The 26327-nt window shown below is 71.5% G+C and carries 19 protein-coding genes; 10 read left to right on the plus strand and 9 right to left on the minus strand.

The annotated features are described in order from the left end of the window. Positions 1-32 precede the first annotated feature (32 nt). From H563_RS0105260 to H563_RS0105285, 6 genes are all read right to left on the minus strand, one after another. Positions 33-1190: a glycosyltransferase family 4 protein gene (locus tag H563_RS0105260; RefSeq protein ID WP_022881556.1), complete on the minus strand. Its 1158-nt coding sequence runs from the start codon at positions 1188-1190 to the stop codon at positions 33-35. A 13-nt stretch (positions 1191-1203) separates the two neighbouring features. Continuing rightward, entirely contained in the window at positions 1204-2091 is an 888-nt protein-coding gene (locus tag H563_RS0105265; RefSeq protein WP_245556819.1) for a glycosyltransferase family 2 protein, read from the minus strand. A gap of 5 nt (positions 2092-2096) precedes the next feature. Further along, positions 2097-3116, minus strand: a complete 1020-nt coding sequence (locus H563_RS15165; protein WP_022881558.1) for a glycosyltransferase family 2 protein — start codon at positions 3114-3116, stop codon at positions 2097-2099. Between the two features lie 63 nt (positions 3117-3179). Beyond that, positions 3180-4364 (minus strand): glycosyltransferase, encoded by a 1185-nt coding sequence (locus tag H563_RS15170; protein ID WP_022881559.1) that lies wholly within the window; start codon positions 4362-4364, stop codon positions 3180-3182. After that, complete coding sequence (locus H563_RS0105280) at positions 4361-5461, minus strand: lysylphosphatidylglycerol synthase domain-containing protein (protein ID WP_022881560.1); 1101 nt, start codon at positions 5459-5461, stop codon at positions 4361-4363. The genes H563_RS15170 and H563_RS0105280 overlap by 4 nt, the downstream gene beginning before the upstream one ends. Next, positions 5454-6689, minus strand: a complete 1236-nt coding sequence (locus H563_RS0105285; RefSeq protein WP_022881561.1) for a polysaccharide pyruvyl transferase family protein — start codon at positions 6687-6689, stop codon at positions 5454-5456. Before H563_RS0105285 ends, H563_RS0105280 begins: the two co-directional genes overlap by 8 nt. A 203-nt stretch (positions 6690-6892) precedes the next feature. On the opposite strand from H563_RS0105285, the gene H563_RS0105290 reads away from it, so the two are divergent. From H563_RS0105290 to H563_RS0105330, 9 genes are all read left to right on the plus strand, one after another. Next, positions 6893-9799, plus strand: a complete 2907-nt coding sequence (locus H563_RS0105290; protein WP_022881562.1) for a YfhO family protein — start codon at positions 6893-6895, stop codon at positions 9797-9799. Next, on the plus strand, positions 9796-10632 hold the full coding sequence (locus H563_RS0105295) for an ABC transporter permease (protein ID WP_022881563.1): 837 nt from the start codon (positions 9796-9798) through the stop codon (positions 10630-10632). Before H563_RS0105290 ends, H563_RS0105295 begins: the two co-directional genes overlap by 4 nt. Then, a complete protein-coding gene (locus H563_RS15175) occupies positions 10629-11408 on the plus strand; it encodes an ABC transporter ATP-binding protein (RefSeq protein ID WP_022881564.1) in 780 nt (259 codons plus the stop codon). The genes H563_RS0105295 and H563_RS15175 overlap by 4 nt, the downstream gene beginning before the upstream one ends. Next, positions 11405-13939, plus strand: coding sequence for a glycosyltransferase (locus tag H563_RS0105305; RefSeq protein WP_022881565.1), 2535 nt, complete (start codon positions 11405-11407; stop codon positions 13937-13939). The genes H563_RS15175 and H563_RS0105305 overlap by 4 nt, the downstream gene beginning before the upstream one ends. 23 nt (positions 13940-13962) lie before the next feature. After that, a complete protein-coding gene (locus H563_RS0105310; protein WP_022881566.1) occupies positions 13963-14394 on the plus strand; it encodes a hypothetical protein in 432 nt (143 codons plus the stop codon). After that, entirely contained in the window at positions 14391-15998 is a 1608-nt protein-coding gene (locus tag H563_RS15180; RefSeq protein ID WP_022881567.1) for a glycosyltransferase family 2 protein, read from the plus strand. Before H563_RS0105310 ends, H563_RS15180 begins: the two co-directional genes overlap by 4 nt. A 24-nt stretch (positions 15999-16022) precedes the next feature. Then, positions 16023-17831, plus strand: a complete 1809-nt coding sequence (locus tag H563_RS17275; protein ID WP_022881568.1) for a hypothetical protein — start codon at positions 16023-16025, stop codon at positions 17829-17831. Between the two features lie 88 nt (positions 17832-17919). Next, positions 17920-20067, plus strand: a complete 2148-nt coding sequence (locus H563_RS17280; protein WP_022881569.1) for a hypothetical protein — start codon at positions 17920-17922, stop codon at positions 20065-20067. Continuing rightward, positions 20064-21035: a glycosyltransferase family 2 protein gene (locus H563_RS0105330; protein WP_022881570.1), complete on the plus strand. Its 972-nt coding sequence runs from the start codon at positions 20064-20066 to the stop codon at positions 21033-21035. Before H563_RS17280 ends, H563_RS0105330 begins: the two co-directional genes overlap by 4 nt. A 10-nt stretch (positions 21036-21045) precedes the next feature. Here the strand turns inward: H563_RS0105330 and H563_RS0105335 are convergent, their stop codons facing one another. Genes H563_RS0105335 through H563_RS0105345 form a run of 3 tightly spaced genes read right to left on the minus strand, consistent with a single transcriptional unit; the run spans position 21046 to position 24908 of the window. Continuing rightward, complete coding sequence (locus H563_RS0105335) at positions 21046-22353, minus strand: O-antigen ligase family protein (protein ID WP_022881571.1); 1308 nt, start codon at positions 22351-22353, stop codon at positions 21046-21048. Then, entirely contained in the window at positions 22350-23675 is a 1326-nt protein-coding gene (locus tag H563_RS0105340) for an O-antigen ligase family protein (RefSeq protein ID WP_022881572.1), read from the minus strand. The genes H563_RS0105335 and H563_RS0105340 overlap by 4 nt, the downstream gene beginning before the upstream one ends. A gap of 36 nt (positions 23676-23711) precedes the next feature. Beyond that, complete coding sequence (locus tag H563_RS0105345) at positions 23712-24908, minus strand: acyl-CoA dehydrogenase family protein (protein ID WP_022881573.1); 1197 nt, start codon at positions 24906-24908, stop codon at positions 23712-23714. 112 nt (positions 24909-25020) lie between these two features. Here H563_RS0105345 and manA point away from each other — a divergent pair, with 112 nt between their 5' ends. Continuing rightward, entirely contained in the window at positions 25021-26325 is a 1305-nt protein-coding gene (gene manA, locus H563_RS0105350) for a mannose-6-phosphate isomerase, class I (RefSeq protein WP_022881574.1), read from the plus strand. The last annotated feature ends 2 nt before the right edge of the window (positions 26326-26327 follow it).

Raw genomic sequence — 26327 nt, forward strand, 5'->3', positions numbered from 1 at the left:
GCGGGCGGCAGCCGGCCCGCGGTAGGCGCCGCTCAGAGCTCGGCGTGCAGCTGCCAGACCCGCGCGCCCGACTCGGCCCAGCTGTACGCCTTCGCCCGGTCGAGCCCCGCGATGCGGAGCTTCTCGGCGCGCTCGGCGTCGGTGACGACCTGCCCGACGGCCACCGCGAGACGCTCGGCGAAGGTCGACCCCGCCTCGGAGCGCGGCACTGCGACGCCGGCGCCGCCGGCGACCTCGACGAGGGCCGGCGCGTCGGAGTGCACGAGCGGGGCGCCGAAGGTCAGCGCCTCCAGCGCGGCGAGCCCGAAGCCGGCCGAGCGGCCGGGCGCGACGAACGCGGCCGCGCGCGAGAGGAGCAGGGCGAGGTCGCTGTCGCCGACGTGGCCGAGCGCGCGCACCCGGCCCTCCGGCAGGCCGAGCTGCATCGCGGTCAGCGAGATGCGCTGCCCGTGCCACTCGTCGTCGCCGACGACGAGCAGCGGCAGCCCGTGGAAGTCGGGCAGCGCGGCGGCGCGCACGAGCGCGTCGACGCCGGTGCGGGGATCCATCGAGCCGACCGTGAGCACGAAGCGCTCGGGCAGCTGCAGCCAGGAGGCGCGCACGTCCGGGTCCTCGGGCAGCACGAGTTCCGGGTCCACTGCGCCGGGGATGACGCGCAGCCGGTCGGCCACCGGCAGCAGCTCGGAGAGCTGGTCGGCCACGGCGTGGGTGGGCACGACGATCGCGTCCGCGCGGGAGGCGGCGCGGTGCGCCATCCGTCTCGTCCACGCCGCCTGGGCGTGGCCCAGCGACGCCGGATGCGTCCACGCGATCGTGTCGTGCACCGTCACCGTGACCTGCGTGGGAAGCGCCGGGTCGTGCTTGCCGAGCGGCGCGAACAGGGTGGGCGCGTGGATCACCCCGCCGCCCGCCGTCAGCGGCGCGCCGGCCGCCCACGCGGCCGCGAGCGGTCCGCGGGCGAGCGGCAGCACGTGCGTGCCGGCCGCGCCGGGGAACCACGACTCGAATTCGGCGACCTCCTCGGGCGGGTGCGCGGCGAGGATCAGCTCGACGTCGCAGCCCGGGGGAGCGGAGGCGATGAGTCCGCGGGTCAGGCCCCGCACGTACCGGGCGAGGCCGGGCAGCTTCGGCCCGGAGGCATGGCGGCGGTGGGCGGAGGCGTCTTCGGCGATCGCGCGCAGAGTCGTCATGATGAGTGGCAGCCTAGCCGCGGCGTGTGAGACGGGCCCGGGCGGCCAGCGCCACCCGGAGGCCGAGGCGCAGGGGCGCCAGATACCAGGCGCTGTACTTGCGGGAGAGGTAGCGGTAGGCGCTGCGGTGGTGCTCGGCGCGCATCGATTCGGCGGCGGTCCGCGTCGAGTGGGCGCCCGTGTGCACCACGCTCGCGCCCGGCACGTACAGGTTGCGCCACCCGGCGCGGGAGAGGCGGGCGCCGAGGTCGACGTCTTCGAAGTACATGAAGTAGCCGTCGTCGAAGCCGCCGATCGCGTCGAACGCGGCGCGGCGCACGAGCAGGCAGGAGCCGGAGAGCCAGCCCGTCTCGCGCCACTGCCCGCTCGTGGCGCGGTTCTCGCCCCGGTAGCGCCGGGTCCAGGGGTTCGCCGGCCACACGTTGGCGAACAGGGCGTGCCCGATGCCGGTGCGCAGCGACGGCAGTTCCCGCGCCGAGGGGTAGACGCGGCCGTCGGGTTCGAGGATGCGCGGCCCGAGCGCGCCGGCGGTCGGCTCGCGCCGGGCGACGTCGAGCAGCGTGGCCAGAGCGGATGCCTCCACCCGCACGTCCGGGTTCGTGATGAGCACCCACTCGATCTCGGGCGGCAGCTGCGCGACGCCCAGGTTGATCCCGCCGCCGTAGCCGAGGTTGTCGCGCGCGTGCACGAGCCGGATCCCTGAGTCGGCCGACCGCTCGTCGAGGCGCAGCGACGCCGCCGGGTCGTTGTCGACCACGACCGTGACGGCCGGGCGCACGACGCCCGCGGTCAGCGACTCGAGCAGCTCGGCCAGCGCCGCCTCCGAGCGGTAGCTGACCGTGACCGCGGCGAGGGCGGGGTCGGCGTCGCTCTCGCGGCTCACACCTTCCGGGTCCGCCACCGCTGCTAGGCGATCCTGCGCGGCGCGTCGAGGTCGCCGTCGTCGGCGGACTGCTGCGACATCAGGTGCCCGCGGGCGGAGAGCGCGTCCCCGTAGTGCTGGCGCTTGGTCAGCTCGAGCTGGTCCTCCTGCAGGATCCGGTTGATGCGGGTGAGGTCGGCGACGATCCCGATCACGAAGGACAGCAGCGACCCGGTGAGCAGCGTGGCCCCCGCCAGCAGCGACTGCAGGTGGCCGCCGGAGGAGCCCTGCGCGGCGTAGACCAGGAAGATGATGAACGGGATCAGCCCCGCGATGCCGAGCACCGTGCCGATCGTCGCGAACACGCTGTACGGCTTGAACATCAGGTAGGCCCGCAGGATCGCCAGGCCCGACTCCCACATGTGCTGGAAGATGTTGGAGAACAGCCGGGACTCGCGCGTCTTCGGGTTCGTCTCGACCGGGATGCTCGTGATGGCGAGCCGCTTGTTGCCCGCCTGGATGATGGTCTCCATGCAGTAGGAGAACTGGGTCACGATGTTCAGCCGCATCAGCGAGTAGCGGCTGTAGGCGCGGAATCCGCTCGCCGCATCCGGCAGGTCGGTGCCGGCCGCCTTGTTGACCACCCAGCTGCCGAAGCGCTGCATGAGCTTCTTGAACGGCGAGAAGTGGGCGATCTTGGCCGTCTGCCGGTCGGCGACGACGATCTCGGCCTCGCCGCGCAGCACGGGCGCCACGAGCTCGGGGATCATCTGCTGCGGGTACTGGTTGTCGCCGTCGGTGTTGACGAGGATGTCGGCGCCGTGGCGCAGGGCGTAGTCGACGCCGTCGTGGAACGAGCGGGCGAGGCCCATGTTGCGGGTGTGCCGCACGAAGTGGGTCACCCCGTGCTCCTGGGCGACCTCGACGGTGCGGTCCTTCGAGCCGTCGTCGATGACCAGGATCTCGATCTCGTCGATGCCCTCGATCCGGCGGGGGATCGACTCGAGCACGAGGGGCAGCGTCTCCTCCTCGTTGAGGCACGGGATCTGGATGAAGAGTCTCATGATCGCCTTGTCAGTCGCGGTGCGGCCGGGATTCGGCGCCCCGTCATTCTACCCGGGGGCCGGTCACCGACCCTGAGCCGCGCCCGAGCGGCGAGGGACCAGCGCGGCGAGGATCGCGCGGTAGCGCTCGCCCACGGCGTCGACCGTGAACCACGCGGAGCGCTCGGCGGCGGCCTCGCCCAGCCGCCGGCGCAGCTCGCCGTCGGCGATGACGCGCCGCAGCGCGTCCGCGAGAGCGGATGCGTCGGCCGGCGGCACGAGCAGCGCCGTCTGTCCGTCGGCGACGGCCTCGTTGACGCCCGCCACGTCGCTGGCGACGATCGCGCTGCCGGCGCTCATCGCCTCGAGCAGGGACACCGGGAGGCCGTCGCGGTCGCCGCTGGCGGCGGGCACCGAGGGCACCACCACGACGTCCGCGTTCGCGTACAGGCGCGCCACCTCGGCGCGGCCCACCGTGCCGGCGAACTCGACGGGCAGCCCGGCGGCGAGCCGTTCGAGCTCCGCGCGCATCGGGCCGTCGCCCGCGACGGTCAGGCGGTAGGCGTCCGCCGGGAGCGCGCGCAGAGCCTCGAGCAGCACGTGCACGCCCTTCTTCTCGACGAGCCGCCCCAGGAAGACCAGCTGCACAGGGCCCTCGCCCGCGCTCTCGCGCGGCGGCAGCTCGGGCAGGTAGGCGCCCATCGGCTCGATGCGCACCGCGGATTCGGCGGCGCCGAGCGCGAGCATCCGTTCTCTCATGTCGGCGTTCATCACCGTGATGGCGCCCGCGGCCCGCACCACCCAGCGTTTCAGCGCCCGCAGCGGCCCCGCGTTCAGCGCGTACAGGTCGGCGCCGTGCGAGGACAGCAGCATCGGCACCCCGCGGGCCGCGAGCCGGGCGATGACGCCCTGCGGGATGATCCAGTGCGCGTGCACCACGTCGGGCCGGAACTCGCGCACGGCGCGGCGCACCGCGAAGAACTGCGCGGCGAACAGCGGCAGCACCTGCAGCCAGTCCGAGCGCCGGGCGCGCAGGTTCTCGATGATCGCCCCGTCGGCGAGCGTCTCGAAGCGGCGCGGGAAGTAGGCGTAGCGCCGCACGCGCACCGCCCCGTCGCGGTCATCCCGCCGCGCGCCCTTCACCCGAGGCACGACCACGAGCGTCTCAAAGCCCTCGGCCTCGGCCCGGGCGAGATCCTGCACGAAGCGCGGCGTGCCGTCGTCGGCGCGCGCCGGGTAGGTGCTGGCGAGGACGAGCAGGCGGGTCACCGGCCGCGCTCCTCGCGGTGCGGGGCGGATGCGTCGGCGGGGAGCGCCAGGTCGATCTCCGAGGTGACCGCCTCCTCGACGCGGGTGGTGCGGCCCGCCACCGCGCGGTGCACCCAGGCGAAGCCGAAGAACGCGAAGTCGCAGGCCACCGACCACAGCCGCATGATGACCGTGATGGTCAGCGCGATCTCCGTCGGCATGATCACGCTGAGCAGCGCGAGCTGGATGCCCTCGCGCACGCCCAGGCCGCTCGGCGCGAACACGGCGATCATGCTCACCGCCGCGGCAAGGGTGCTCACCCCCATGACGAAGGAGAGCTGGTGGTACGGCAGCTCGGGGTACACCGTCTTGGAGATGAAGAAGAGGGAGAGGCCGCTCGCGAACGACCCGATCGCGTACAGGCCGAAGCCGGTTCCCACGGTGCGCGCGTCGGCCAGGTGCTCGCGGTCGAGCCGGCGGCGGCGCAGCACGCGGTAGGCCAGCGAGACGACCGCGTTGAACACCGGCGGCACGAGCAGCACGACGCAGACGAACGCGGCGGCGGCCAGCAGCCACTTCAGCTGCGGGGTGAAGATCGCCAGGCGGTGGTCGAACAGCAGCAGCACGAGCGCGAAGAGCAGCTGCACGATGACCTGCAGCGCGCCCTCCAGCAGGGAGCTGACGGCCAGCTTGTTGCGCGAGATGCCCTGCTTGGACGCGAAGAAGATCTTGCCGAGGATCCACGGCGCGGTGCCCGGGATGTACCGGCCCATCCAGGACTTCGCGTACACGTAGACGAGGGTCGCGTTCATGCGCACCTGCCGTGCGCCGAGCGAGCGCAGCAGCACCGTCCAGATGAAGGCGCCCCAGTAGCGGAACAGCAGGCCGAGCACGGTCGCGATGATGAAGTACCAGGGCTCGAAGCGGGCGTCGCGCAGCTTGCTGAAGTCGATCGACCGCAGGTAGTCGACGAGGAACACCGCGAGCAGCGCATAGAAGAGGATCGGGATCGCCCGCATGGCGATCCGGCGCCAGCGCGGCGCCGGCTTCTTGGCCGCCGTCTCCTCCGCCTGCTCCGCGACGTCCTCCACCTCGCGGAAGTCGCGTGCGTCACCCACGGGCGAAGACCCGGTCGAAGGCGTCGACGACGTCGGCGCGCAGGCGCTCGGTCGCCTGCGCGAGCTCGGCGCGGATGGCGTCGCCGTTCTCGAGCAGCTCGCCGAAGCGCTCGACGAACTCGACGGCGGCGAAGTCGTCCTCCAGCACCCGCTCGATCGGCATGCTGCGCGCGCTCTGCCCGATCTGGTCGAAGAACACGCGGCCCTTGTCGACGTAGTAGATGTTGAGGCTCGGCACGTTGGCGCTCACGCCGATGATGTTCGAGTGCAGGCGGAACCCGATCGCCGCCTTGCAGCCCGCGATGGCCGAGCGCAGCTCGGCGGGGCTCAGCTCGTCGCGGTCCACCACGCGCACCCGGCCCGGGTCGGCGGCGGCCGAGCGCAGCAGCTCGCACAGCTCGCCGTCGCCCTCCTCCAGGTGCATCGGCACGAGCATGACGTTCGCGTCGAAGCGGGTGGTGAGCTCGCGCATCATCGCCACCAGGTGCTCGCGGTAGCGGGCGTTCGCCTCGTTCGGGCGGGGCGTGCGGCCGAGCAGGGCGGCCAGGCGGCGCTTGTACTTGAACGGGATGACGCCGCCGGTGCGGTAGTGGAACCAGTCGCGCGGGCCGACGTAGATCGCGTCGGAGAGGAACTGCTCGTCGATGCCGTACACGGTGCGCAGCTTCTGTGCCAGCGCCGCGTCGACGGGCGCGGGCTCGGGCAGCACGGCGGGATCGGAGGAGTGCAGCAGGTTCGGCGACGACGCCCCCCAGGAGCGCAGCTTCTGGTACGACTCCGCGTCGCGCACGATGAAGCCGGCGCAGCGGTCGACGATGCCGGTGATCAGGCGCCGGCTGAGCGGGCTCGAGGTCGGCCCGATGCCCTGGAAGGCGCCGTACACCTCGCGATTGACGAGCGTGACCAGCGTGATCTTGATCACCCAATACCAGAGCGCCGCCTTGTTCGTGTAGTCCTTGAGGATCTCGCCGCCGCCCCAGAGCACCCGGTCGGCGTGCCGCGCCGCGCGCATCAGCCGCAGCAGGTCGAGGGGGTTCAGCGACTGGAAGTCCATGCGCAGGAACTCGATGCCGTACCAGGCCGAGTCGCGCTCCGGGTGCTGCGAGATGCCGACGATGCGGGCGCCGGGGAACTTCGAGCGGATGAGCTGGATGTTCCCTTCGGCGATCGCGCGGTCGCCGCGGTTCTTCGCCAGGTCGCTGTTGATGAGCAGGATTCGTTCAGGCATCGCCAGTGAGTATTCCGCATCCGTCTGCGAGGCGCCCCAGCGCGCCCCAGCGCGCCGCGGCGCGGCGGGGCCCGGCGGGGCTCGGCGGTCACCCACCGACGAGCCGCTATGCTTCCAACGCGGTGCGCCGCTTCGCCGCGCCTGCTCCTTCGCGCGCCATCTCGTGCGCCGACGGCGAAGGACGACGAGACGAACGACTTTGAATGACTGAAACCACGGTTACTGCAGCCCGAACGTCCGGAACAGCCGGCATCCGCGACCGCGTCGCGAGCGCCCTGAGGTCGGGCTCGTTCTGGGTCGCCGCGGTCTGCTGGCTCGCCCTCGCGGCATTCGCCGTGATCGGCATCGGGCCGTCGCTGATCGGCCACGGCACCTTCACGGGCACCGCGCTGATCAAGGGCTACGCGCCCTGGGCGTCGGCGCTCGAGTCCACCAGCAAGACGACCAACAGCATGGTCGGCGACACGGTCGACGCCGTCGCGCCGCAGCTGATCCTCCTGGTCGAGGCGGCCAGGCACGGCACCTTCGCCATGTGGAACCCGTACACGGCAGGCGGCGTCGAACTCGGCGGCCTGCCGAACACCGGCGCCTTCTCGCCCGTCTCCTGGGCGTGGTGGGTGTTCCCGTCGTACATGGCCGCCGCGTGGGTCAAGCTCAGCGAGATCGCCCTCATCGCCGTCGGCATGTCGCTGTTCCTGCGCCGCTTCCAGCTGCCGAGCGCCACCTGGGCGATCGCGGCGCTCATCTACTCGTCGAGCGGCTTCATGATCGCCTGGACGAACTGGCCGCAGTCGCGCGTGGCCGCCTACATCCCGATCCTGTTCTGGGCACTCGACCGGGCGGCGGTCAGCCTCAAGTGGGTCGACGTGCTGCCCGTCGGATTCGTCGTCATGTCGATGCTCCTCGGCGGCTTCCCCGCGATCGTCGGCTACGCGCTCTACCTGGGCGCCGCATACGTGCTGGTCCGCGCGATCCTCGTGCACCGCTCGTTCCGGAAGGTGATCCTGAGCGGCGTCATCGCCCTCGTCGGGGTGGGCGCCGGAGCCCTGCTGTCCGCGTGGCAGCTGATCCCGTTCGTGCTCAACGCCCTGAGCATCATCGACTTCTCCGCGCGCGGCGGCCTCGGCCCGCTCACCCCGCTCAACCTCCTCACCACCTACGTGCCCGACATCCAGGGCATCAGCAGCACCGGCCCGAGCTGGGCCGGCATCAGCCCCATCGAGTCGTTCTCGTACCTCGGCATCGCCGCCGTCACGCTGATCGGATGCGCCGGGCTGATCCCCTCCCGCGTCGTGCGGCGCGTGCATCCGCTCGTCTTCTTCGTCCTGGCCGCCGCGATCGGCGTCATCGCCGTCTACCTCGGCGGCCCCGTGCAGGAGTTCGTGCACAAGCTGCCCGTCTTCTCCAGCAGTCCCATCGGCCGCGTGCGATCGATCATCGAGTTCAGCGGCGCGGTGGTCGCCGCCTTCGGCTTCGCCAACATCCTGCAGCCCAAGGGCCTGCGCGAGGAGTGGGCCGAGCTGCGCGAGCCGGGTGCCCGGGCGCGGCTCGTGCGCCGCGTCGCCGCGGTGCTGGCCGGCGGAGTGTTCGCCGCGCTCGTCGCCTACGAGGCCAAGCACATCCTGTGGAACGTGCCGACGCCGTACGTGCCCCAGCTCAAGCAGGAGATCATCCAGGCCGCCGGCATCGCCGTCGTGATCGGCGGTCTCGCCGTCGCGGCGTGGATCTGGCGCCGCCGCTGGATCTCGATCGTCGCGGGCGTGCTGGTGCCGGTCGCCGTCGTCGTGCCCGCCCTGTACGTGGTGCACTCCTGGTGGCCCACGTCGCCGACCGACACCTTCTACCCCGAGACGGCGGCGCACGAGTATCTCGAGAAGCACCTCGGCGACGACCGCTTCGCCAACATCGGCACCGCCATGCTGCCCGGCACGAACTCGGTCTACGGGCTGCGCTCGCTCGTCGGCCACGCCTTCCAGACGAAGGAGTGGAAGGAGGTGCTGCTGACCATCGACCCGAACGCCATGGCCTCGCCCACCTACACGACCCTGAGCGGGCAGGACCTGCAGGCCAACGTCGAGAAGCCGCTGCTGGACCGCTACGGCGTCAGCTACCTGGTGGCCGACCCGAAGACCGCCATCCTCGGCCAGCCCAGCACCGAGAACCCGGCCGGCTCCGAGGTCGCCGCCGACCCGAGCGACCCCGACTCGCGGCCCTCGGTGACCGCGCCGAAGACCGGCACCTCGCAGCAGGTCGGAACCGGCACCATCGACAGCGAGGTCTTCCACGGCGCACTGCACGGCGTCACTTTCAGCATGCCGACGATCGACGCCGACACGAGCGGCGGCGTCGACCTGACCGTGAAGATCCGCCGGGCCTCCGACGGCAAGGTGCTCGCGAGCACCTCCACCTGGCTGAGCTCCCTCAACTCGGGCGGGCGCAACGTGGCGATCGCGGGCGACGACATCCCCTCCGGCACCGCCTGGTACGCCGAGATCTCGGCGACCGGCGTCGGCGACGGGTTCTCGGTGGCGACGGATGCCTCGGGCAAGGCCGCCGTGGCCGTGACCGTGCCCCGCGACGACGGCATCACCGTCGTGCACACCGGCGACGCCACGATCTACCACCGGGCCACCGCGCTCGACCGGGTGCGCTGGGCCGATTCCGCCGTGGTCGCGACGTCGACGAAGCAACAGCTGACCGAGCTCAACGACCCGAGCCTTCCGGACGACACGGTCGTGCTCTCGAGCTCGACCGAGTCCACCCCGGTCGGCAGCGCCGGGCCCGCGACGGTGAAGACCGAGGCATCCGATCTCAATACGGAGAAGTACTCGGTCGACGCGCAGGGCAGCGGCTGGCTCGTCGTCACCGACTCGCTGCTGCGCGACGGCTGGTCGGCCACCGTGGACGGCAAGGCGGCGAAGATCCTCCCCGCCGAGCACGCGGCGGGCGCCGTGCGGGTGCCGGCCGGGAAGCACACGGTCGAGTTGCACTACCGCACGCCCGGGATCATCACCGGCGGCATCGTCTCCGGCGGCACGGTCGTGGTGATCGCCGCGATCTGGGTGCTCGTCGTGATGCGGCGCCGGCGGCGGGGAAAGGCGGACGCGTGAACTACCTCAAGGAGATCTGGGCGTCGCGCGAGCTGCTGGCGAACCTGACGCTGCGCGACATCCGCGGCCAGTACAAGCGCACCATCATCGGCCGGCTGTGGTCGCTGGTGAACCCGCTGGCGGCGATGCTCATCTACACCCTGGTGTTCTCGTTCATCATCCGGGTGCAACCCGACCCGGGCGACCCGAGCGGCCTCGACATCTTCGCGGTGTGGCTGTTGTGCGGGCTGCTGCCGTGGAACTTCTTCGCCATGACGGTGCAGACCAGCATGGGCTCGATCATCGCCAACACGGGCCTGGTGCAGAAGGTGTACTTCAACCGGCTCGTGCTGCCGCTCGCCTCGGTCGGCGCGATCGGCTTCAACTGGCTGTTCGAGATGGGCGTGCTGCTCGTGACGCTGGTGCTGTGCGGCGCCTTCGTGTGGCCGTGGATCCCGCTCGTCGCGCTGACCATGGTCATCCTCGCGGCGTTCGCGACCGGCATCGGCCTGATGCTGTCGATCGCGAACGTGCACTTCCGCGATACCCAGTACCTGATCGGCATCGTCATGCAGATCTGGATGTACCTGACGCCCGTGATCTACCCGATCAACCTGATGCAGGCCCAGTCCGACCGCATCGGCACGATCCCCGGCACCGGCTTCACCCTGATCGATCTCTACCGGCTCAACCCGATGGAGCGGTTCGTGGAGATCTTCCGCAACCTGCTCTACGACAACCGCTGGCCCGACGGCGGCACCATGCTCTACGTCACGGTCGCCGCGCTGCTGTCGCTCGTGCTCGGGCTCTGGGTGTTCCGCAGCAACGAGAGGAAGCTGGCAGAGGCGCTATGACGATCGAATACCTGCCGCTGGACGCATCCGCCGACACCGGCGTGGCCGTGCGCGTCGACCACGTCAACAAGCGGTTCCGCCTGTACCACGAGCGCAACCAGTCGCTGAAGTCGGCGATCATGCGCCGGCGCAAGAGCGTGTACGAAGACCGCTGGGCGCTGCGCGACGTCAGCTTCGACGTACCCCGCGGCTCGACCTTCGGGCTGATCGGCAGCAACGGATCCGGCAAGTCGACGCTGCTGAAGTGCCTGACGAAGATCTACTGGCCCGAGAGCGGCACCATCACCGCGACGGGCCGCGTGGCCGGGCTGCTCGAGGTCGGCAGCGGGTTCCACCCCGAGCTGTCCGGGCTCGAGAACATCTACCTCAACGGCTCCATCCTCGGCATGAGCCGCAAGGAGCTCGACGAGAAGCGCGACGACATCATCGAATTCGCCGGCGTCGGCGCCTACATCGACCAGCCGGTGAAGAACTACTCCTCGGGGATGTACGTGCGCCTCGGCTTCGCCATCGCGATCAACGTCAACCCCGACATCCTGGTGGTCGACGAGGTGCTCGCGGTGGGCGACGCCGAGTTCCAGGAGAAGTGCCGCCAGAAGTTCGCGGACCTCAAACAGCAGGGGCGTACGGTGATCCTGGTGTCTCACTCCATGGACCTGGTGACTCAGATGTGCGATCACGCCGCCTGGCTGCAGAACGGAGAGGTGCGCGCCGTGGGCGAGGCCGGGCCCGTCATCGACGGCTACCTCGGCTTCGTCGGGGGAGGGTCGCGATGAGCGCCCGCGCGCAGTCGAAGCGCCGCGAGGGCGTCGTCTCCGTCGTGCTCGTGAACTTCCGCGGCGCCGACGACACCATCACCGCGGTGCGCGGCCTGCACGAGCTGGACTGGCCGCGCGAGCGCCTCGAGGTGATCGTCGTCGAGAACGCCTCGGGCGACGACAGCCTGGAGCGGCTCACGGCGGAGGTCGGCGAGCTCGCCCGCATCGTGCCGTCGAAGGAGAACCTGGGCTTCGCCGGCGGATGCAACCTCGGCGTCGCCGCCTCCACCGGCGAGGTGGTCGCGTTCCTCAACAACGACGCGCGGCCCGACGCGCAGTGGATCCGCGCCGCCATGGCCGAGTTCGACGCCGGCAGGGACATCGGCGCCGTCGCCTCCAAGGTGCTGGACTGGGAGGGCGCCGACGTCGACTACGTCGACAGCGCGATCACCTGGTACGGCATGGGCTACAAGCCGCACGCGGGGGAGCGGGACCGGCCCGAGTGGAGCAGCCCGCGCGACGTCCTCTTCGGCACCGGCGCCGCGATGTTCGTGCGCGCCGACGTCTACGAGGCCCTCGGCGGCTTCGACGAGCGCTACTTCATGTTCTACGAGGACGTCGACCTCGGCTGGCGGCTGAACCTGCTCGGCTACCGCTTCCGCTTCGTGCCGGCCTCGCTCGCGTACCACAAGCACCACGCCTCGATGTCGAAGTTCGGCGACTACCACGAGACGTACCTGCTGGAGCGCAACGCGCTGTTCACCCTGTTCAAGAACCTCGAGGACGACGAGCTGCGCCAGGTGCTCGGGGCGGCCGCCCTGCTCGCGGTGCGCCGGGCGACCGGTCGCGCCGGGGTGGACACCGAGGCCCTCGACCTGCGCCGGGCGGACGACGATCGGCTGCCCGACCAGAAGGTGTCGAAGCAGCTGCTCGCGGGCGTGTACGCGATCGACCGCCTCGTCGAGGAGCTGCCCGGGCTCGCCGAGTCGCGGGCGAAGATCCAGGCCACGCGCACGCGCAGCGACCGCGAGCTGCGGGCGCTGTTCGGGAAGACCGACGAGCCGGCGTATCCGATCGACAGCTACCTGGCCGGCTACGCGAAGATCGTCGACGCGCTCGGCGTGCTCGAGCCGGCTGCGCCGCGCGGCCACGTGCTCATCATCACGGGCGACGCGATCGGCGAGCGGATGGCGGGGCCGGCCATCCGCGCATGGCACATGGCGCGCGTGCTGTCGCGCGAGAACGACGTGAAGCTCGTCTCGACCACGGCGGCCGCCCCGGCCGCGGCCGAGGACGAGCGCTTCGAGGTGCTCACCGTCACCCACCACCAGCAGTCCGCGATGGCCGAGCTGGAGCGCTGGGCCGACGTCGTCGTGCTGCAGGGCCACGCCCTGGCGCTGTTCGGCGTGCTGTCGCAGTCGGCGAAGAAGATCGTCGTCGACATCTACGATCCGCTGCACCTCGAGCAGCTCGAGCAGGGCCGCGACCTGCCGCGCGCCCAGTGGGACACGCAGGTCGCCGAGGCGAACGAGCTGCTCAACCATCAGCTCGAGCTCGGCGACTTCTTCCTCTGCGCCTCGGAGCGTCAGCGCAGCTTCTGGCTCGGCCAGCTCGCCGCCGTGGGGCGGATCAACCCCTACACCTACTCGCGCGACAATGACCTCGACGACCTGCTGGCGGTCGTGCCGTTCGGCATCCCCGACGAGGATCCGGTGCGCACGGGGCCCGGCATCCGCGGGGCGATCCCCGGCATCGGCCCCGACGACAAGGTCATCGTGTGGGGCGGCGGCATCTACAACTGGTTCGACCCCGAGACGCTGGTGCGCGCGGTCGCGGTCGTCGCGCGCACCCACCCGGACGTGCGGCTGTTCTTCATGGGCACCCAGCACCCCAACCCGCACGTGCCGCAGATGCGCGCGGCGACGCGGGCGCGCGAGGTGTCCCGCGACCTCGGGCTCGAGGACCGCCACGTCTTCTTCAACACCTCCTGGGTGGCCTACGACGAGCGGCAGAACGTGCTGCTGGACGCCGACCTGGGCGTCTCGACGCACTTCCAGCACGTCGAGACGACGTACTCGTTCCGCACCCGGATCCTCGACTACCTGTGGGCCGGGCTGCCGATCGTCACGACCGACGGCGACTCCTTCGCCGACCTGGTGCGCGCCGAGGGCCTCGGCCGGGTCGTGCCCGAGCGCGACGTCGACGCGCTGGCCGCGGCGCTCGAGGAGTTCCTCTACGACGAGGGCGCGCGCGAGAAGGCGGTGCGCAACGTCGCGCGGGTGCGTTCCCGCTTCGCCTGGTCGACGGTGCTCGAGCCGCTCGCCCAGTTCGCGCGTCATCCGCGCTACGCGGCCGACCGGGCCCCGGTGGCGGCGGATTCGTCGAAGGCGGCACGTCGCGCGGGGCGGCCGCGCACCCGCAAGGTTTACTACTCGGGGTGGCGCCGCGACCTGCAGCGCGTCGGGTATTACTTGAAGAACGGGGGAGTCGGCGCCGTCGTCGCGCGCTATCGGGCGCGCGTCCAGCGCCGCGGTTCGGGAGCGGCATGACGCCCACGGAACAGGGAGTGGAAATGACCACGCACGACCAGAGTCAGTCCGCAGCGCGGTCGGCGCGAGCGGCCCTGGCCGCGCGCGCCGTGACCGGCAGGGAGACCAAGGCGGAGCTCGTCGAGTTAATCCGCAACCTGCAGCACGAGCTGCTGCGCGCCGAGAGCGAGCTGATCGGCACGACGGAGGCCGAGACGCACCTGCTCGAGCGGGTCGCCGAGCTCGAGCAGACCGAGCTGGGCCGCGCCCTCGTGCGCATCGGGGAGCTCGAGGACGAGAAGGAGGCGCTCAAGCACCTGCTCGCCGCCGAGCACCGGGATCACGCCCGCCAGATCGAGGAGTACCGGAAGGCGCTGGACGAGCAGCTCGAGCGGGTGCACGGCTCCCGCACCTGGCGCGTCGGCTCGGCCGTGCTCAGCGTGCCGCAGGCCATGCGCAGGAGGATCGGCCGATGACGGAGGCCGTCGACGAGCGACCCCTGTTCAGCGTGCTCGTGCCGGTGTTCAATCCGCCCATCGAGTTCCTCGACGAGGCGATCGCCTCGGTGCTGCGGCAGTCCTGGGGGGACTGGCAGCTCGTGCTGGCCGACGACGCGAGCACCGACCCCGGGGTGGGCGACGTGCTGCGCCGGGCGGCCGCCGCCGACTCGCGCGTCACGGTGGTGACGCTGCCCGAGAACGGCGGCATCGTGGCCGCCTCGAACGCGGCCCTGGAGGCGGCGACGGGCGAGTTCGTCGTGCTGCTCGACCACGACGACGCGCTGTCCGCGGTGGCCCTGGTGCGCATCGCCCAGGAGCTGGAGCGGCACCCCGAGGCCGACTACCTCTACAGCGACGAGGACAAGCTCGACGAGCGCGGCGAATTCGTCGACCCCTTCTTCAAGCCCGACTGGTCGCCCGAGCGGATGCGCAACCAGATGTACACCGGCCACGTGTCCGTGCTGCGCACGGCGCTCGTGCGCGAGCTGGGCGGCTTCCGCCCCGGCTTCGACGGGGCGCAGGACCACGACCTCGTGCTGCGCGTCACCGAGCGCGCCCGCAGCATCCGTCACATCCCCGAGATCCTCTACCACTGGCGGGTGCACCGCTCCTCGACCGCGTCGTCGGCCGAGGCCAAGCCGTACGCGTGGGACGCCCAGGTGCGGGCCGTCGCCGAGCACCTGCAGCGCACCGGCCGCTCGGGAACCGCCGAGCGCGGCGCGTGGCCCGGGGTCGTCGCGATCCGCCGCGACCTGGACGCCCTGCCGCGGATCAGCGTCGTCATCCCGACCCGGGGCGGATCCGGGACGGTCTGGGGCGAGGAGCGCGTGTTCGTCGTCGAGGCCGTGCGGTCGCTGCTCGCCCGCACCCGGCACGAGGACTTGGAGATCGTGGTCGTGTACGACACGTCCACCCCGAGCGAGGTGCTCACCGAGCTGCGCGCGGTGGCGCGCGACAAGCTGGTCCTGGTGGAGTACACCAAGCCGTTCAACTTCAGCGAGAAGTGCAACGTGGGCGCGCTCGCCTCGACCGGCGAGATCATCGTGCTGCTCAACGACGACACCGAAGCCGCCTCCGACCGCGCGCTCGAGGAGCTCTGCGCGCCGCTGGAGGATCCGGAGGTCGGCATGACCGGCGGCCAGCTCTACTTCGAGGACGACCACATCCAGCACGCCGGGCACTACTACCAGAACCGCGGCTACGGCCACCCGTTCCAGAACCTCAGCCGCGGCGAGCCCGGGGACTTCGCCGTGCTCGACGTGGACCGCGAGGTCTCGGGCGTGACCGCCGCGTGCGCCGCCCTGCGCCGTTCCACCTACTTCGAGATCGGCGGACTCGACGAGCTCCTGTCGGTGAACTTCAACGACGTCGACCTGAGCTACAAGGTGCGGCGGGCCGGGCTCAAGGTGCTCTACGCCAACCGCGCCCGCTTCTACCACTTCGAGTCGCGCACCCGAGAACCCGTCGTGTTGAAATGGGAGCTCGACGAGGTGCGCCGCCGCTGGGGCATCCCCGGTCGCGATCCGTATCTGCCGGCGACGGATCGCCACCGTTCGAGACGTGAGCTGGCGGGGGTGTGATCGATGAACGGGGGGCGTGATCGGATGAGGCCGAGGAGACTGCTGCGCGTGCTCGCGCTGGCGCTCGCCGCGGGGCTGGCCTTCGCCACGGCGGTCGTGACGGATTCCGGCGAGACGGCGCAGGCGTTCAACGTGACGCCCAACCAGTGGAGCCCGGGCAACATCATCAGCGACGAGGTGTTCTTCAATTCGACGTCGATGTCGGTCAGCCAGATCCAGTCCTTCGTGGCCGGGCAGGAGTCGGGCTGCACGCACACCTCCGGCACCACGGCGTGCCTGTCGCACTACAAGACGGCGACGACCACCAAGGCGGCCGAGTCGGGGCTGTGCTCCACCTACACGGGCTCCTCCAGCGAGTCGGCGGCGACCATCATCTACAAGGTCGCCCGCGCCTGCGGCATCAACCCGCAGGTGATCCTCGTCACCCTGCAGAAGGAGCAGGGGCTCGTCACCTCGACCGCGCCGACCTCGTACATGTACCGCAGCGCCATGGGCTACGGCTGCCCCGACACCGCCGCCTGCGACAGCACGTATTACGGATTCTTCAACCAGGTGTTCATGGCGGCGCGCCAGTTCAAGCTCTACGGCAAGTACGCCCCCAGCGGGAACTACATCAACTACAACGGGAAGCCCTGGCAGATCGGCACCAACCAGATCCTCTACAACCCGGACACCTCCTGCGGCTCCCGCACGGTGAACATCGTCAACCAGGCCACCCTCGACCTGTACATCTACACCCCGTACACGCCGAACCAGGCGGCCCTGGACAACCTGAGCGGCACGGGCGACACCTGCTCCTCGTACGGCAACCGCAACTTCTGGGTCTGGTTCAGCAAGTGGTTCGGGCCGCCCAACGACGCCGGCAGCGTTCCGCTCGGCGCCTTCGACAGCGCCGTCGGCCTGAGCGGCCAGATCGAGGTCAAGGGCTGGGTGCTCGACCCGAACACGACCAACCCGACCAACGTGCGCATCTCGGTCGACGGCAACGCCGACACGGTCAAGACGGTGCGCGCGTCGCTGACCCGCAACGACCTCGCGGCGGTGTACCCCGACGCCGGGGTGCGGCACGGCTTCGACGTCAAGCTCGACGTGTCCGGCGGCCTGCATACCATCTGCGCCAGCGCCGTCAACGTGGGCGCCGGCTCGCGCAACACCAAGCTCGGCTGCAAGCAGGCCAGAGCGGTGACCCCCGGTCTGCCGATCGGCAAGGTGACCACCGAGTACCCGGAGCCGAACGGCGTGCACGTCGAGGGCTGGGCGCTCGACCCCGAGACGACCGGTCCGATCGACGTCGCCGTCTACGTCGACGGGAAGGCGGCCGGCCGCCAGCTCGCCGACACCGCCCGCAGCGACGTGTCGCGCGGCTACCCGCACTGGGGTGCCGACCACGGCTACTCCATCGACGTCGCGGCATCCCCGGGAACGCATTCGGTGTGCGTCTACGCCATCAACACGCCGAGCGGCGGCAACCCGCGCCTGTCCTGCGACAAGGTGACCGTGCTGTCGGGCAAGCCGACGGGGCAGCTGACGAAGATCACGGGCTCGACGAACGGCGTCTCGGTGTGGGGCTGGGCCCTCGACCCCGACACGGCCGACCCGATCTCGGTCCTAGTGACCGTCGACGGCGTCGAGTTCGGGCGCATCGTGGCCGACGACGCGAACTCGACGGCGGCCGCCAAGTACCCCGGCTACGGCACGGCGCACGGCTTCTACCAGTCGCTGAAGAAGAAGCAGTCGCTCGGCGACCACCGGGTCTGCGTGTACGGGCTCAACGTCGGGAGCGGAGGGAATGCGCGCCTCGGGTCGTGTGTGACCATCACCGCAACCCAGTGACCTCCGGTCGATGACCCCTGGACGGGGAGGGGGCGAAAACCCGCCCGCGGCGGAAAACCTTCAACTGATGGGTTAAGGTCAGAAGGTCATGCGCGCCCTCCCCGCCCGCGAGCAGGTCTCGCCCTCCCGCCCGCGTGCGGTCATCGCCGTTCTCGCGGCGGTGCTGCTCGCCGTGCTCACCCTCGTCCCCGCCGGGCAGAGCGCTTCCGCGCTCAGCGGCTCCGACTTCGACCCCGGCGAGATCATCAGCGACGACGTGTTCTTCGACACGTCCACCATGTCGGCGGCGAGCATCCAGTCGTTCCTCGGCACCCGGGAGTCGGGCTGCGCCTCGACCACGGGCAGCACTCCCTGCCTGTACTACTACAAGCAGTCCACCCCGACGAAGGCGGCCACCACGCGGTGCGCCCAGTACCCGGGCTCCGCCAGCGAGTCGGCCGCGGCGATCGTCTACAAGGTCGCGGTGGCGTGCGGCATCAACCCGCAGGTGCTGCTGGTCACCCTGCAGAAGGAGCAGGGGCTGGTCACCTCCAAGGCGCCGACCTCGTACATGTACCGCAGCGCGATGGGCTACGGATGCCCCGACACGGCGGCCTGCGACAGCCTGTACTACGGCTTCTTCAACCAGGTCTACGGCGCCGCCAACCAGTTCAAGCTCTACGGCCAGTACGCCGCGCAGGGCTCCTACGTGAATTACAACGGGGTCGCCTGGCGCATCGGGCAGAACCAGATCCTGTACAGCCCGACCCGCTCCTGCGGGGCCAAGACCGTCGACGTCAAGAACCAGGCGACGCTCGACCTGTACATCTACACGCCGTACACCCCGAACGCCGCCGCGCTCGCCAACCTCGGCGGCACGGGCGACGGATGCTCCGCGTACGGCAACCGCAACTTCTGGGTGTGGTTCAACAACTGGTTCGGCGACCCGGTGGATTCGGGCAATCCGCCGTTCGGCGCCTTCGACTCGGCCACCGCCCTGACCGCATCCGTGCGCGTGCGCGGCTGGGTCTCCGACCCCGACACGACCAACCCGACCAACGTGAAGATCACGGTCGACGGGGCCTCGCCCAAGACGGTGCGCGCCTCCGTGACCCGCACCGACGTGGCCGCCGTGTACCCCGAGATCGGCGCCAGGCATGGCTTTGACGTCACCTTCGCGGCCACGGCCGGCACCCACCAGATCTGCGTCACCGGGCTGAACGTCGGAGGTGGGAAGGACACGCCGCTCGGCTGCAAGACGGTGACCGTGACCGACACCAGCCCGGTCGGCGCGATCACCTCGGCCCAGCTGCGCCCCGGCGGCACCCTGCACGTCGAGGGGTGGATGGTCGACCCCGACACGAGCGCGGCGCTCACCGTGCGCACCTCCATCGACGGCGTCGCACAGAAGACCACCTTCGTCGCGAACCGCGCCAGCACCGCGGCCGCCGCCGCATACCCGGCGCTCGGCAGCGCGCACGGCTTCTCCGTCGACCTGCCCTCGACCGAGGCCGGAGAGCGCACCGTGTGCGTCAGCGGCGACAACGTCGGCGCCGGATCCAACCGGCGCATCGGCTGCGCCACCATCGACAACGTGCCCACCGGCCCGCCGGTCGGCAGCGTGAGCACCACCGTGTACCCCGTGCCGGGCGGCCTGCACGTCGAGGGCTGGGCGATCGACCCCGACTCCGCCACGCCCGTCACTCTCGCCGTCCGCGTCGACGGCGTCCGCATCGGCTACATCACGGCGAACAAGTCCGGCACCGCCTCCACCCAGGATTGGCCGGGCTGGGGCAGCGCGCACGCGTTCCAGACGACCGCGAAGGCGAGCCCCGGCAAGCACACCATCTGCATCTACGCCGTCGACCAGCCGAAGAGCCACGACAATCCGCAGCTCGGCTGCGTGACGGGCACCGTGCTCGGCAGCAAGCCGGTCGGCATGAACGGCGCGACGAGCGCGACCACGAGCGGCATCTCGCTGCACGGGTGGACGTTCGACCCCGACACCACCGCGTCCATCTCCGTGCGCGTCAAGCTCGACGGCGTGAACGTGGGCGATCTGGCCGCCAACACGTCCCGTCCCGACTTCCTCAAGCTCTATCCCGGCTTCGGCAGCAGGCACGGCTACCAGGGCACCCTGCGCACCAAGGTGAGCAAGGGCAAGCACACCGTGTGCGTCTGGGCTCTCGACTCGAGCGGCGTGCGCAGCAAGAACGTGCAACTGCAGCCGTGTGTGACGGTGAACGTGACCAAATGAGCGTCTCGGTCGCGCTGTGCACCCACAACGGCGAGCGATTCGTGGCCGAGCAGGTGCGCAGCATCCTCGCCCAGAGCAGGGGCGCCGACGAGCTGATCGTGTCCGACGACGCGTCGGCCGACGGCACGCTGCGCGTGGTCGCCGAGACGATGACGGATGCCTCACCCGAGCTGCGCGTGCTGCGCAACGACCCGCCGCTCGGCGTCACGAAGAACTTCGAGCAGGCCGTCGGCGCGTCCCGCGGCGACTACATCGCCCTGAGCGACCAGGACGACGTGTGGCGCCCGGACAAGCTGGAGCTGACCGCCGGGCTGCTCGACGCCGACCCCGCGGCCCTGCTCGTGCACACCGACGCGCGCCTCGTCGACGAAGCCGGCGTGCCGCTCGGCGGCACGCTGTTCGGGCGGCTCGAGGTCGGCGAAGCCGAGCTGGGCCTGATCGAGTCGGGCCGCGGCATCGACGCCGTGCTGCGGCGCAACCTGGCCACCGGCGCGACCGTCGTCTTCCGCCGCGAACTGCTCGACGCCGCCCTCCCGTTCCCGCCGCTGTGGGTGCACGACGAGTGGCTCGCTGCCATCGCCGCGGCGCTCGGCGGCCTGCGCGTGCTGCGCGAGCCGACGATCGACTACCGGCTGCACGGCGCCAACCAGATCGGCGTCGTCGAGCCGACCCTGCGGCGCAAGATCGGCCGGGTGCTCGGCGAGCCCCGCGGCACCCGCAACGAGCGGCTCGGGGCCGTGTTCACGACGCTCGCCGACCGGCTCGACGCGCTCGGGCAGCGCGTCCCGGCGCAGGTGCGCGCCGCAGCCAGGGCGAAGGCCGCGTTCGAGACCGCCCGGGCGCAGCTGCCCCGGGCGCGACCGGCGCGCCTGCCGGGCGTCGCGCGGCTGGCCCGCGGCGGCGGCTACGGCCGCTTCGCCAGCCAGGGCAGGCTCGACATCGTGCGCGACCTGCTGCAACCGGCCTGAGCCCGGCGGCTCAGCGCAGGGCCGGCCCGGCCGGCGCGTGCGGCAGGGCGTTGCGCCAGCTCATGTTCTGCGACGCCTTGACCGTGCAGACCACCAGCAGGAGCCATCCGTAGTCGACCAGCGTCACCGACTCGGTCGCGCTCGTGGCCAGCAGCGCGATCAGCACGAGCGGCGCCCAGGTGTGGATGACGCTGCGCTTGTTCGACGCGATCAGCCAGCTGCGCCCGAGGGCGAGCACGACGAGCACCCCGAACAGCAGCAGCCCCGCCGCGCCCAGCTGCAGCAGCACGTCGAGGTACGCGTTCAGGCCGTTCTGATGCTCGCCGCCGACGAGCAGGTCGGCGATCACGAACGGCGCCTGGTCGTCGCGCCAGATGCCGGCCCAGCCCCACCCGATCAGCGGATGCACCTTGGTGAGGTCCCACATCCGGATCCACAGGGCGTGCCGCACGTTCAGCGCATGGCCCGCGTCGAGGGCGGCGATGATCGGGTCGCGCAGCGCCCACGCGACGATCCCGACGACGACGGATGCGACGGCGAGCGTCACCTGCCAGCTGAACCTCCGCCGCTCGTCGGCCACCCCGCGCAGCAGGCTGAGCGCGAGCGCGGCGGCGACCACGACCACGATCACGACGGCGGCCACGGGGGAGCGGGTGAGCAGCAGGCAGATGACCGCCAGCGGCAGCGAGTACGCCGCCCGGCCGCGGGTCACCGAGCGGGTGCGCCACTCGACGAAGAAGGTGACCAGGGCGATCACCGAGACGAGGGCGAGCGCGTTGCGGCTGCCGAACAGGCCCTGGATGGGGCCCAGGTGCGCGATGTTCCCCTCGATGCCGAGGAACGCGATGGGCATGTCGATGAGCAGCCCGCTCAGCACCTCGAGCGCGAGCGAGAGGGTGAGCAGGAAGCGCAGCACGTCGCCGACGACGCGCACCACCTGGATCGTGTCGCGCACGAGGGCGAGGTAGATACCGAGGAACGCCCACGACCACTGGTACAGCGCCGACGCGAGCGTCGTGCCCGGGTCGGAGCTCCAGGCCGTGCTCAGGGCCGACCAGATCACGAACACGAGTAGCGAGATCGGCAGCAGCCCCTGCCATTCGATGGCGGCCCGGTGCGCGGCGAAGGAGGCGACCGAGAGCACCACGAGGGTGCCGAGCACGCCGATGAGGCCCGGCCAGCCCATCAGCTTCAGCAGCGCGAAGGTGGTGAACGCGGTGCCGACGATGGTCAGGGACAGCGCGTTGGACAGCCGCCCCGACTCGAACAGCGCGCGCAGCGGCTCGTCGAACGCCCGCCACCGGCCCGCGGAGGTCACGGGCGGGCCGCCTTCGTGGCGACCGACCAGGCCACGAGCAGCGCCCAGCCGCTCTCGATCAGCATCCGGCTCTCCGCCAGCGACTGCACGAGCTGGGCCGAGAGCACGAGCAGCGGCAGCAGCGTGACCGCGGCGAAGGGCGGCACCGGCGCTCCGGGCGGCGAGGCGGGGCGGTCGACGGCGAGGAACCAGGCGCGTACGAGGGTCGAAAGCACGAGGCATCCGAACACCACGACCCCGACGGCGCCGAGCTGCAGCCACACGTCGAGCCACGCCTCGTGCGCCTGCAGGTACTCGACCCCGCCGCGCACCGCGAGCCCGTCGAGCGGCTCCACCCAGGGCGCCCAGTAGCCGAGCCAGCCCCAGCCGAAGACCGGGTGCTGCTGCGCGAGCCCGATCACGGACTGCCAGATGTCGGTGCGGCCGGTGAGGTCGGGCTCCTTGCCGAGCGCGGAGGTGAACACCTGCCACCCGGTGAGCACCCCCGCGACGGATGCCGCGAGAAGCAGCAGCGCGGTGAGGTAGATGGGTGCCCGCCTGGCCTCGTCGCGGCGCCTCGCCCACAGCGCGAAGCCGAGCACGACCGCCGTGCCGACGGCGGCGACGGTGACCGTCGCCGAGCGGGCCAGCACGAGGTCGACGGCGGCGACGGCGATCCAGAACCAGCCGACCGGCGGGGTGGACTGCCGGGCGGCCAGCTGCAGCGCCGTCACGATCAGCGCGAGGAGCGCGCACATCGCGAGCAGGTCCGCGTTGCCGACGATGCCCTGGATCGCGCCGCCGTGGAGCAGGTCGTCCCGGCTCCAGTAGTAGGCCTGCGGCACGTGGCCGGAGTAGTCGACGCCGGGCACGCGCGCGAGCGGCAGCACGGGGTGGCGCACGAGGAGCGCCACGACGAGCTCGAAGCCGAGCGAGAGGCCGGTGACCAGGCGCAGCGCCCAGCCGAGCACCCGCAGCAGCCCGTCCAGGCCGAGCAGCAGCCCGCCCACGAGCCCGGCCGTGCCGGCGGCGAGCAGCGCCAGCAGCCCGAGCGCGACGACGCCGTGGTCGCGAGACCCGCCGTCGGTGTAGTGCGACCAGGCGATCGCCGCGGCCGCGAGCGCGACGAACAGCAGCAGCGATTTCGGCCACTTGCGCGGCGGCAGCCGGGGGCGGGCGGCGATCAGCCAGGCCGCGTTGCCGAGCGCGAGGGCGCCGGCGAGGGCGAGGTAGGCGGGCCACCCGATCAGGTCGCGCCAGAAGTCCCCGGCGAACAGGGTGAAGAAGGTCAGGGTGGCCAGCGCGCCCGCCGCGGGATGCAGCCGTCGCCCCGGAATCCTCATGCGCCTAAGGGTATCGGTGCGCCTCTCAGCAACCGGTCATACGAAGGCTGCCTGGCCGGTGATGGCGCGGCCGACGATGAGGGTGTTCATCTCCCGGGTGCCCTCGTAGGAGTAGATCGCCTCGGCGTCGGCGAAGAAGCGCGCCACGTCGTAGTCGAGCACGATGCCGTTGCCGCCGAGCGCCTCACGGCACCAGCCGACCACCTCGCGCATCCGTGCCGTCGTGTACGACTTCGCGAGCGCCGAGTGCTCGTCGCGCTGGGCGCCCTTGTCGAGCATCTTGGAGACCTGCACGACGAGCGCGAGCGAGGCGGTGATGTTGCCGAGCGACTTGACCAGCAGATCCTGGATGAGCTGGTGGCCCGCGATCGGCTTGCCGAACTGCACGCGCTCCTTCGTGTACTTCAGCGCCGCCTCGTAGGCGCCGATGGCGACCCCGACCGCCTCCCACGCCACCTCGGCGCGGGTGGCCCGCAGCACGCGGGCCGTGTCTTTGAAGCTGTTCGCGTTCGCGAGCTTGTACTCGTCGGGCACGACCACGTCCTCGAGCACGATGTCCGCGTTCTGCACAATGCGCAGGCTCTGCTTGTTCTCGATCTTGGTGGCGGTGAACCCCGGGGTGGAATTCGGCACGATGAAGCCCTTGACCTGGCCGTCGGCCTCGTCCTTGGCCCAGATGACGGTGATGTCGCCCCAGGTCGCGTTGCCGATCCAGCGCTTCGCGCCGTTCAGCACCCACCGGTCGCCCTCGCGGCGGGCGGTCGTGCGCAGGCCCTGGGCGGAGTCGGAGCCGGACAGCGGCTCGGTCAACCCGAACGAGCCGATCACCTCGCCGCTCGCGAGCTTCGGCAGCCAGTGCGCGCGCTGCTCGGGGCTGCCGCACGCGGCCACCGATCCGGCGGCCAGGCCGTTCTGCACGCCGACGTAGGTGGCGACGGATGCGTCGACCCGGGCGAGCTCGAGGGCGGCGAAGCCGCGGAAGACGGCCGAGTTCGGGAACGGCCGGGTCTCCTCCCAGGCGAAGCTCGCGACACCCCGCTCGTGCAGCCCGGGGACGATCTCGCGGGGGAAGGTCGCGGCCTCCCAGTGCCGGGTGACGAGCGGCTTCACCTCCGCCTCGAGGTAGGCGCGCAGTTCGGCGAGGGCCCGCTTCTCGTCGTCGCTCAGGTCGTCGGCGAATCCGTAGAAATCGGAGACGAGGGGCTCGAAGACGGTCGGGGCTGCGATGGTCATATGTGCTCCGTTGCGACATGCGGGTGGGACGCGGATCAGGCTACGGGCGCCGCGCGGGCCGTTGGTAGCGTGGTGTGGCTCGGCTAGCAAGAAAGCGACGGGAGAGCGCCGGATGTTTGTGCGGATCGACAACACCCCCCGCGACTACCCCTGGGGGTCGACGACCGCGATCGCCGGGCTGCGCGGCCTCGCGCCCTCCGGCGCGCCGGAGGCGGAGCTGTGGCTGGGCGCCCACCCCGGCTCGCCGGCGCGGCTGGTCGACCCCGTGCCCGGGGCATCCGATCTCGCCGCGTGGATCCGCGCCGAGCCGGAGCGCGCGCTCGGGCCCGCGCTCGCCGACGCCGATCGCCGGGCGGGGCGGGAGCCGCACCTGCCGTTCCTGCTCAAGGTGCTCGCGGCCCGCTCGCCGCTCTCCCTGCAGGCGCACCCGTCGCCGGAGCAGGCGGCCGCCGGCTTCGAGCGGGAGAACGCGGCGGGCGTGCCGCTCGATGCCCCGCACCGCAACTACAAGGACCCGTTCCACAAGCCCGAGATAATCGTGGCCCTCAGCGAGACCTTCGACGCGCTGTGCGGCTTCCGCCCCCGGGCGCAGGCCGTCTCCGACGTGGCCGCGCTCGTGTCGGCGGCGCAGGAGTCGGGGGAGCCGTCGGCGGCGCTCGGCGCGTTCCAGGGTCGGCTGGCCCAGCCCGCCGACGAGGTCGAGGCGCTGCGCGACGCGGTCGCCTGGCTGCTCGCCGGCGGCGGGGACGTGGCCGCCCTCGTCGCCGAGGCGGTGCACGCCGCCCGGCTGCTGCTCGCCGAGCGCGGCGCCGACGACTTCCGCGAGGTCGACGCGCTTGACCCGGCGCTGTGGCACTTCGCGACCGTGATCACCCTCGACGACGCATTCCCCGGCGACCCGGGCGTCGTGCTGTCGCTGCTGCTGAACCAGGTGCGGCTCACCCGCGGGCAGGCGCTGTACCTGCCGGCGGGCAACATCCACGCCTACCTGCGCGGGCTCGGCATCGAACTGATGGCGGCCAGCGACAACGTGCTGCGCGGCGGCCTCACCCCCAAGCACGTCGACGTGCCCGAGCTGCTGCGCGTGCTCGAGTTCACCCCGCTGCCCGCGCCGCTGCTCGAGCCCGCCCCGCTCGGCGACGGCGCCCGGCTGTTCCGCCCCGACGTGCCCGACTTCCAGCTCGTGCACGTCGTGCGCGAGACGGATGCCCCGGCCGTCCGCCTCCCGTTCGAGCTGGCCGCCCCCGCCGTCGCCTTCGCCGCGGCCGGCCGGCTGACGCTCACCGGGGCGACCGGCTCGCACCTGCTCGAGCGCGGACAGGCGGTGTACATCACGCCGGAGGAGGGGGCGCTCGGCATCGCGGGCGCCGGCGAGCTGTTCCTCGCCACCGCGGGCGCGGTCCTGCAGGGCGCGTGAGG

The organism is Gryllotalpicola ginsengisoli DSM 22003 (assembly GCF_000419445.1).
Taxonomy (GTDB): domain Bacteria; phylum Actinomycetota; class Actinomycetes; order Actinomycetales; family Microbacteriaceae; genus Gryllotalpicola; species Gryllotalpicola ginsengisoli.

Excerpts from the sequence above, each read along its gene's own strand:
- H563_RS0105260 (WP_022881556.1), bottom strand. The coding sequence starts at position 1,190 with ATGACGACTCTGCGCGCGATCGCCGAAGACGCCTCCGCCCACCGCCGC.
- H563_RS15165 (WP_022881558.1), bottom strand. The coding sequence starts at position 3,116 with ATGAGACTCTTCATCCAGATCCCGTGCCTCAACGAGGAGGAGACGCTG.
- H563_RS0105285 (WP_022881561.1), bottom strand. The coding sequence starts at position 6,689 with ATGCCTGAACGAATCCTGCTCATCAACAGCGACCTGGCGAAGAACCGC.
- H563_RS0105290 (WP_022881562.1), top strand. The coding sequence starts at position 6,893 with ATGACTGAAACCACGGTTACTGCAGCCCGAACGTCCGGAACAGCCGGC.
- H563_RS15175 (WP_022881564.1), top strand. The coding sequence starts at position 10,629 with ATGACGATCGAATACCTGCCGCTGGACGCATCCGCCGACACCGGCGTG.
- H563_RS0105305 (WP_022881565.1), top strand. The coding sequence starts at position 11,405 with ATGAGCGCCCGCGCGCAGTCGAAGCGCCGCGAGGGCGTCGTCTCCGTC.
- H563_RS0105310 (WP_022881566.1), top strand. The coding sequence starts at position 13,963 with ATGACCACGCACGACCAGAGTCAGTCCGCAGCGCGGTCGGCGCGAGCG.
- H563_RS15180 (WP_022881567.1), top strand. The coding sequence starts at position 14,391 with ATGACGGAGGCCGTCGACGAGCGACCCCTGTTCAGCGTGCTCGTGCCG.
- H563_RS17275 (WP_022881568.1), top strand. The coding sequence starts at position 16,023 with ATGAGGCCGAGGAGACTGCTGCGCGTGCTCGCGCTGGCGCTCGCCGCG.
- H563_RS17280 (WP_022881569.1), top strand. The coding sequence starts at position 17,920 with ATGCGCGCCCTCCCCGCCCGCGAGCAGGTCTCGCCCTCCCGCCCGCGT.
- H563_RS0105330 (WP_022881570.1), top strand. The coding sequence starts at position 20,064 with ATGAGCGTCTCGGTCGCGCTGTGCACCCACAACGGCGAGCGATTCGTG.
- H563_RS0105340 (WP_022881572.1), bottom strand. The coding sequence starts at position 23,675 with ATGAGGATTCCGGGGCGACGGCTGCATCCCGCGGCGGGCGCGCTGGCC.
- H563_RS0105345 (WP_022881573.1), bottom strand. The coding sequence starts at position 24,908 with ATGACCATCGCAGCCCCGACCGTCTTCGAGCCCCTCGTCTCCGATTTC.
- manA (WP_022881574.1), top strand. The coding sequence starts at position 25,021 with ATGTTTGTGCGGATCGACAACACCCCCCGCGACTACCCCTGGGGGTCG.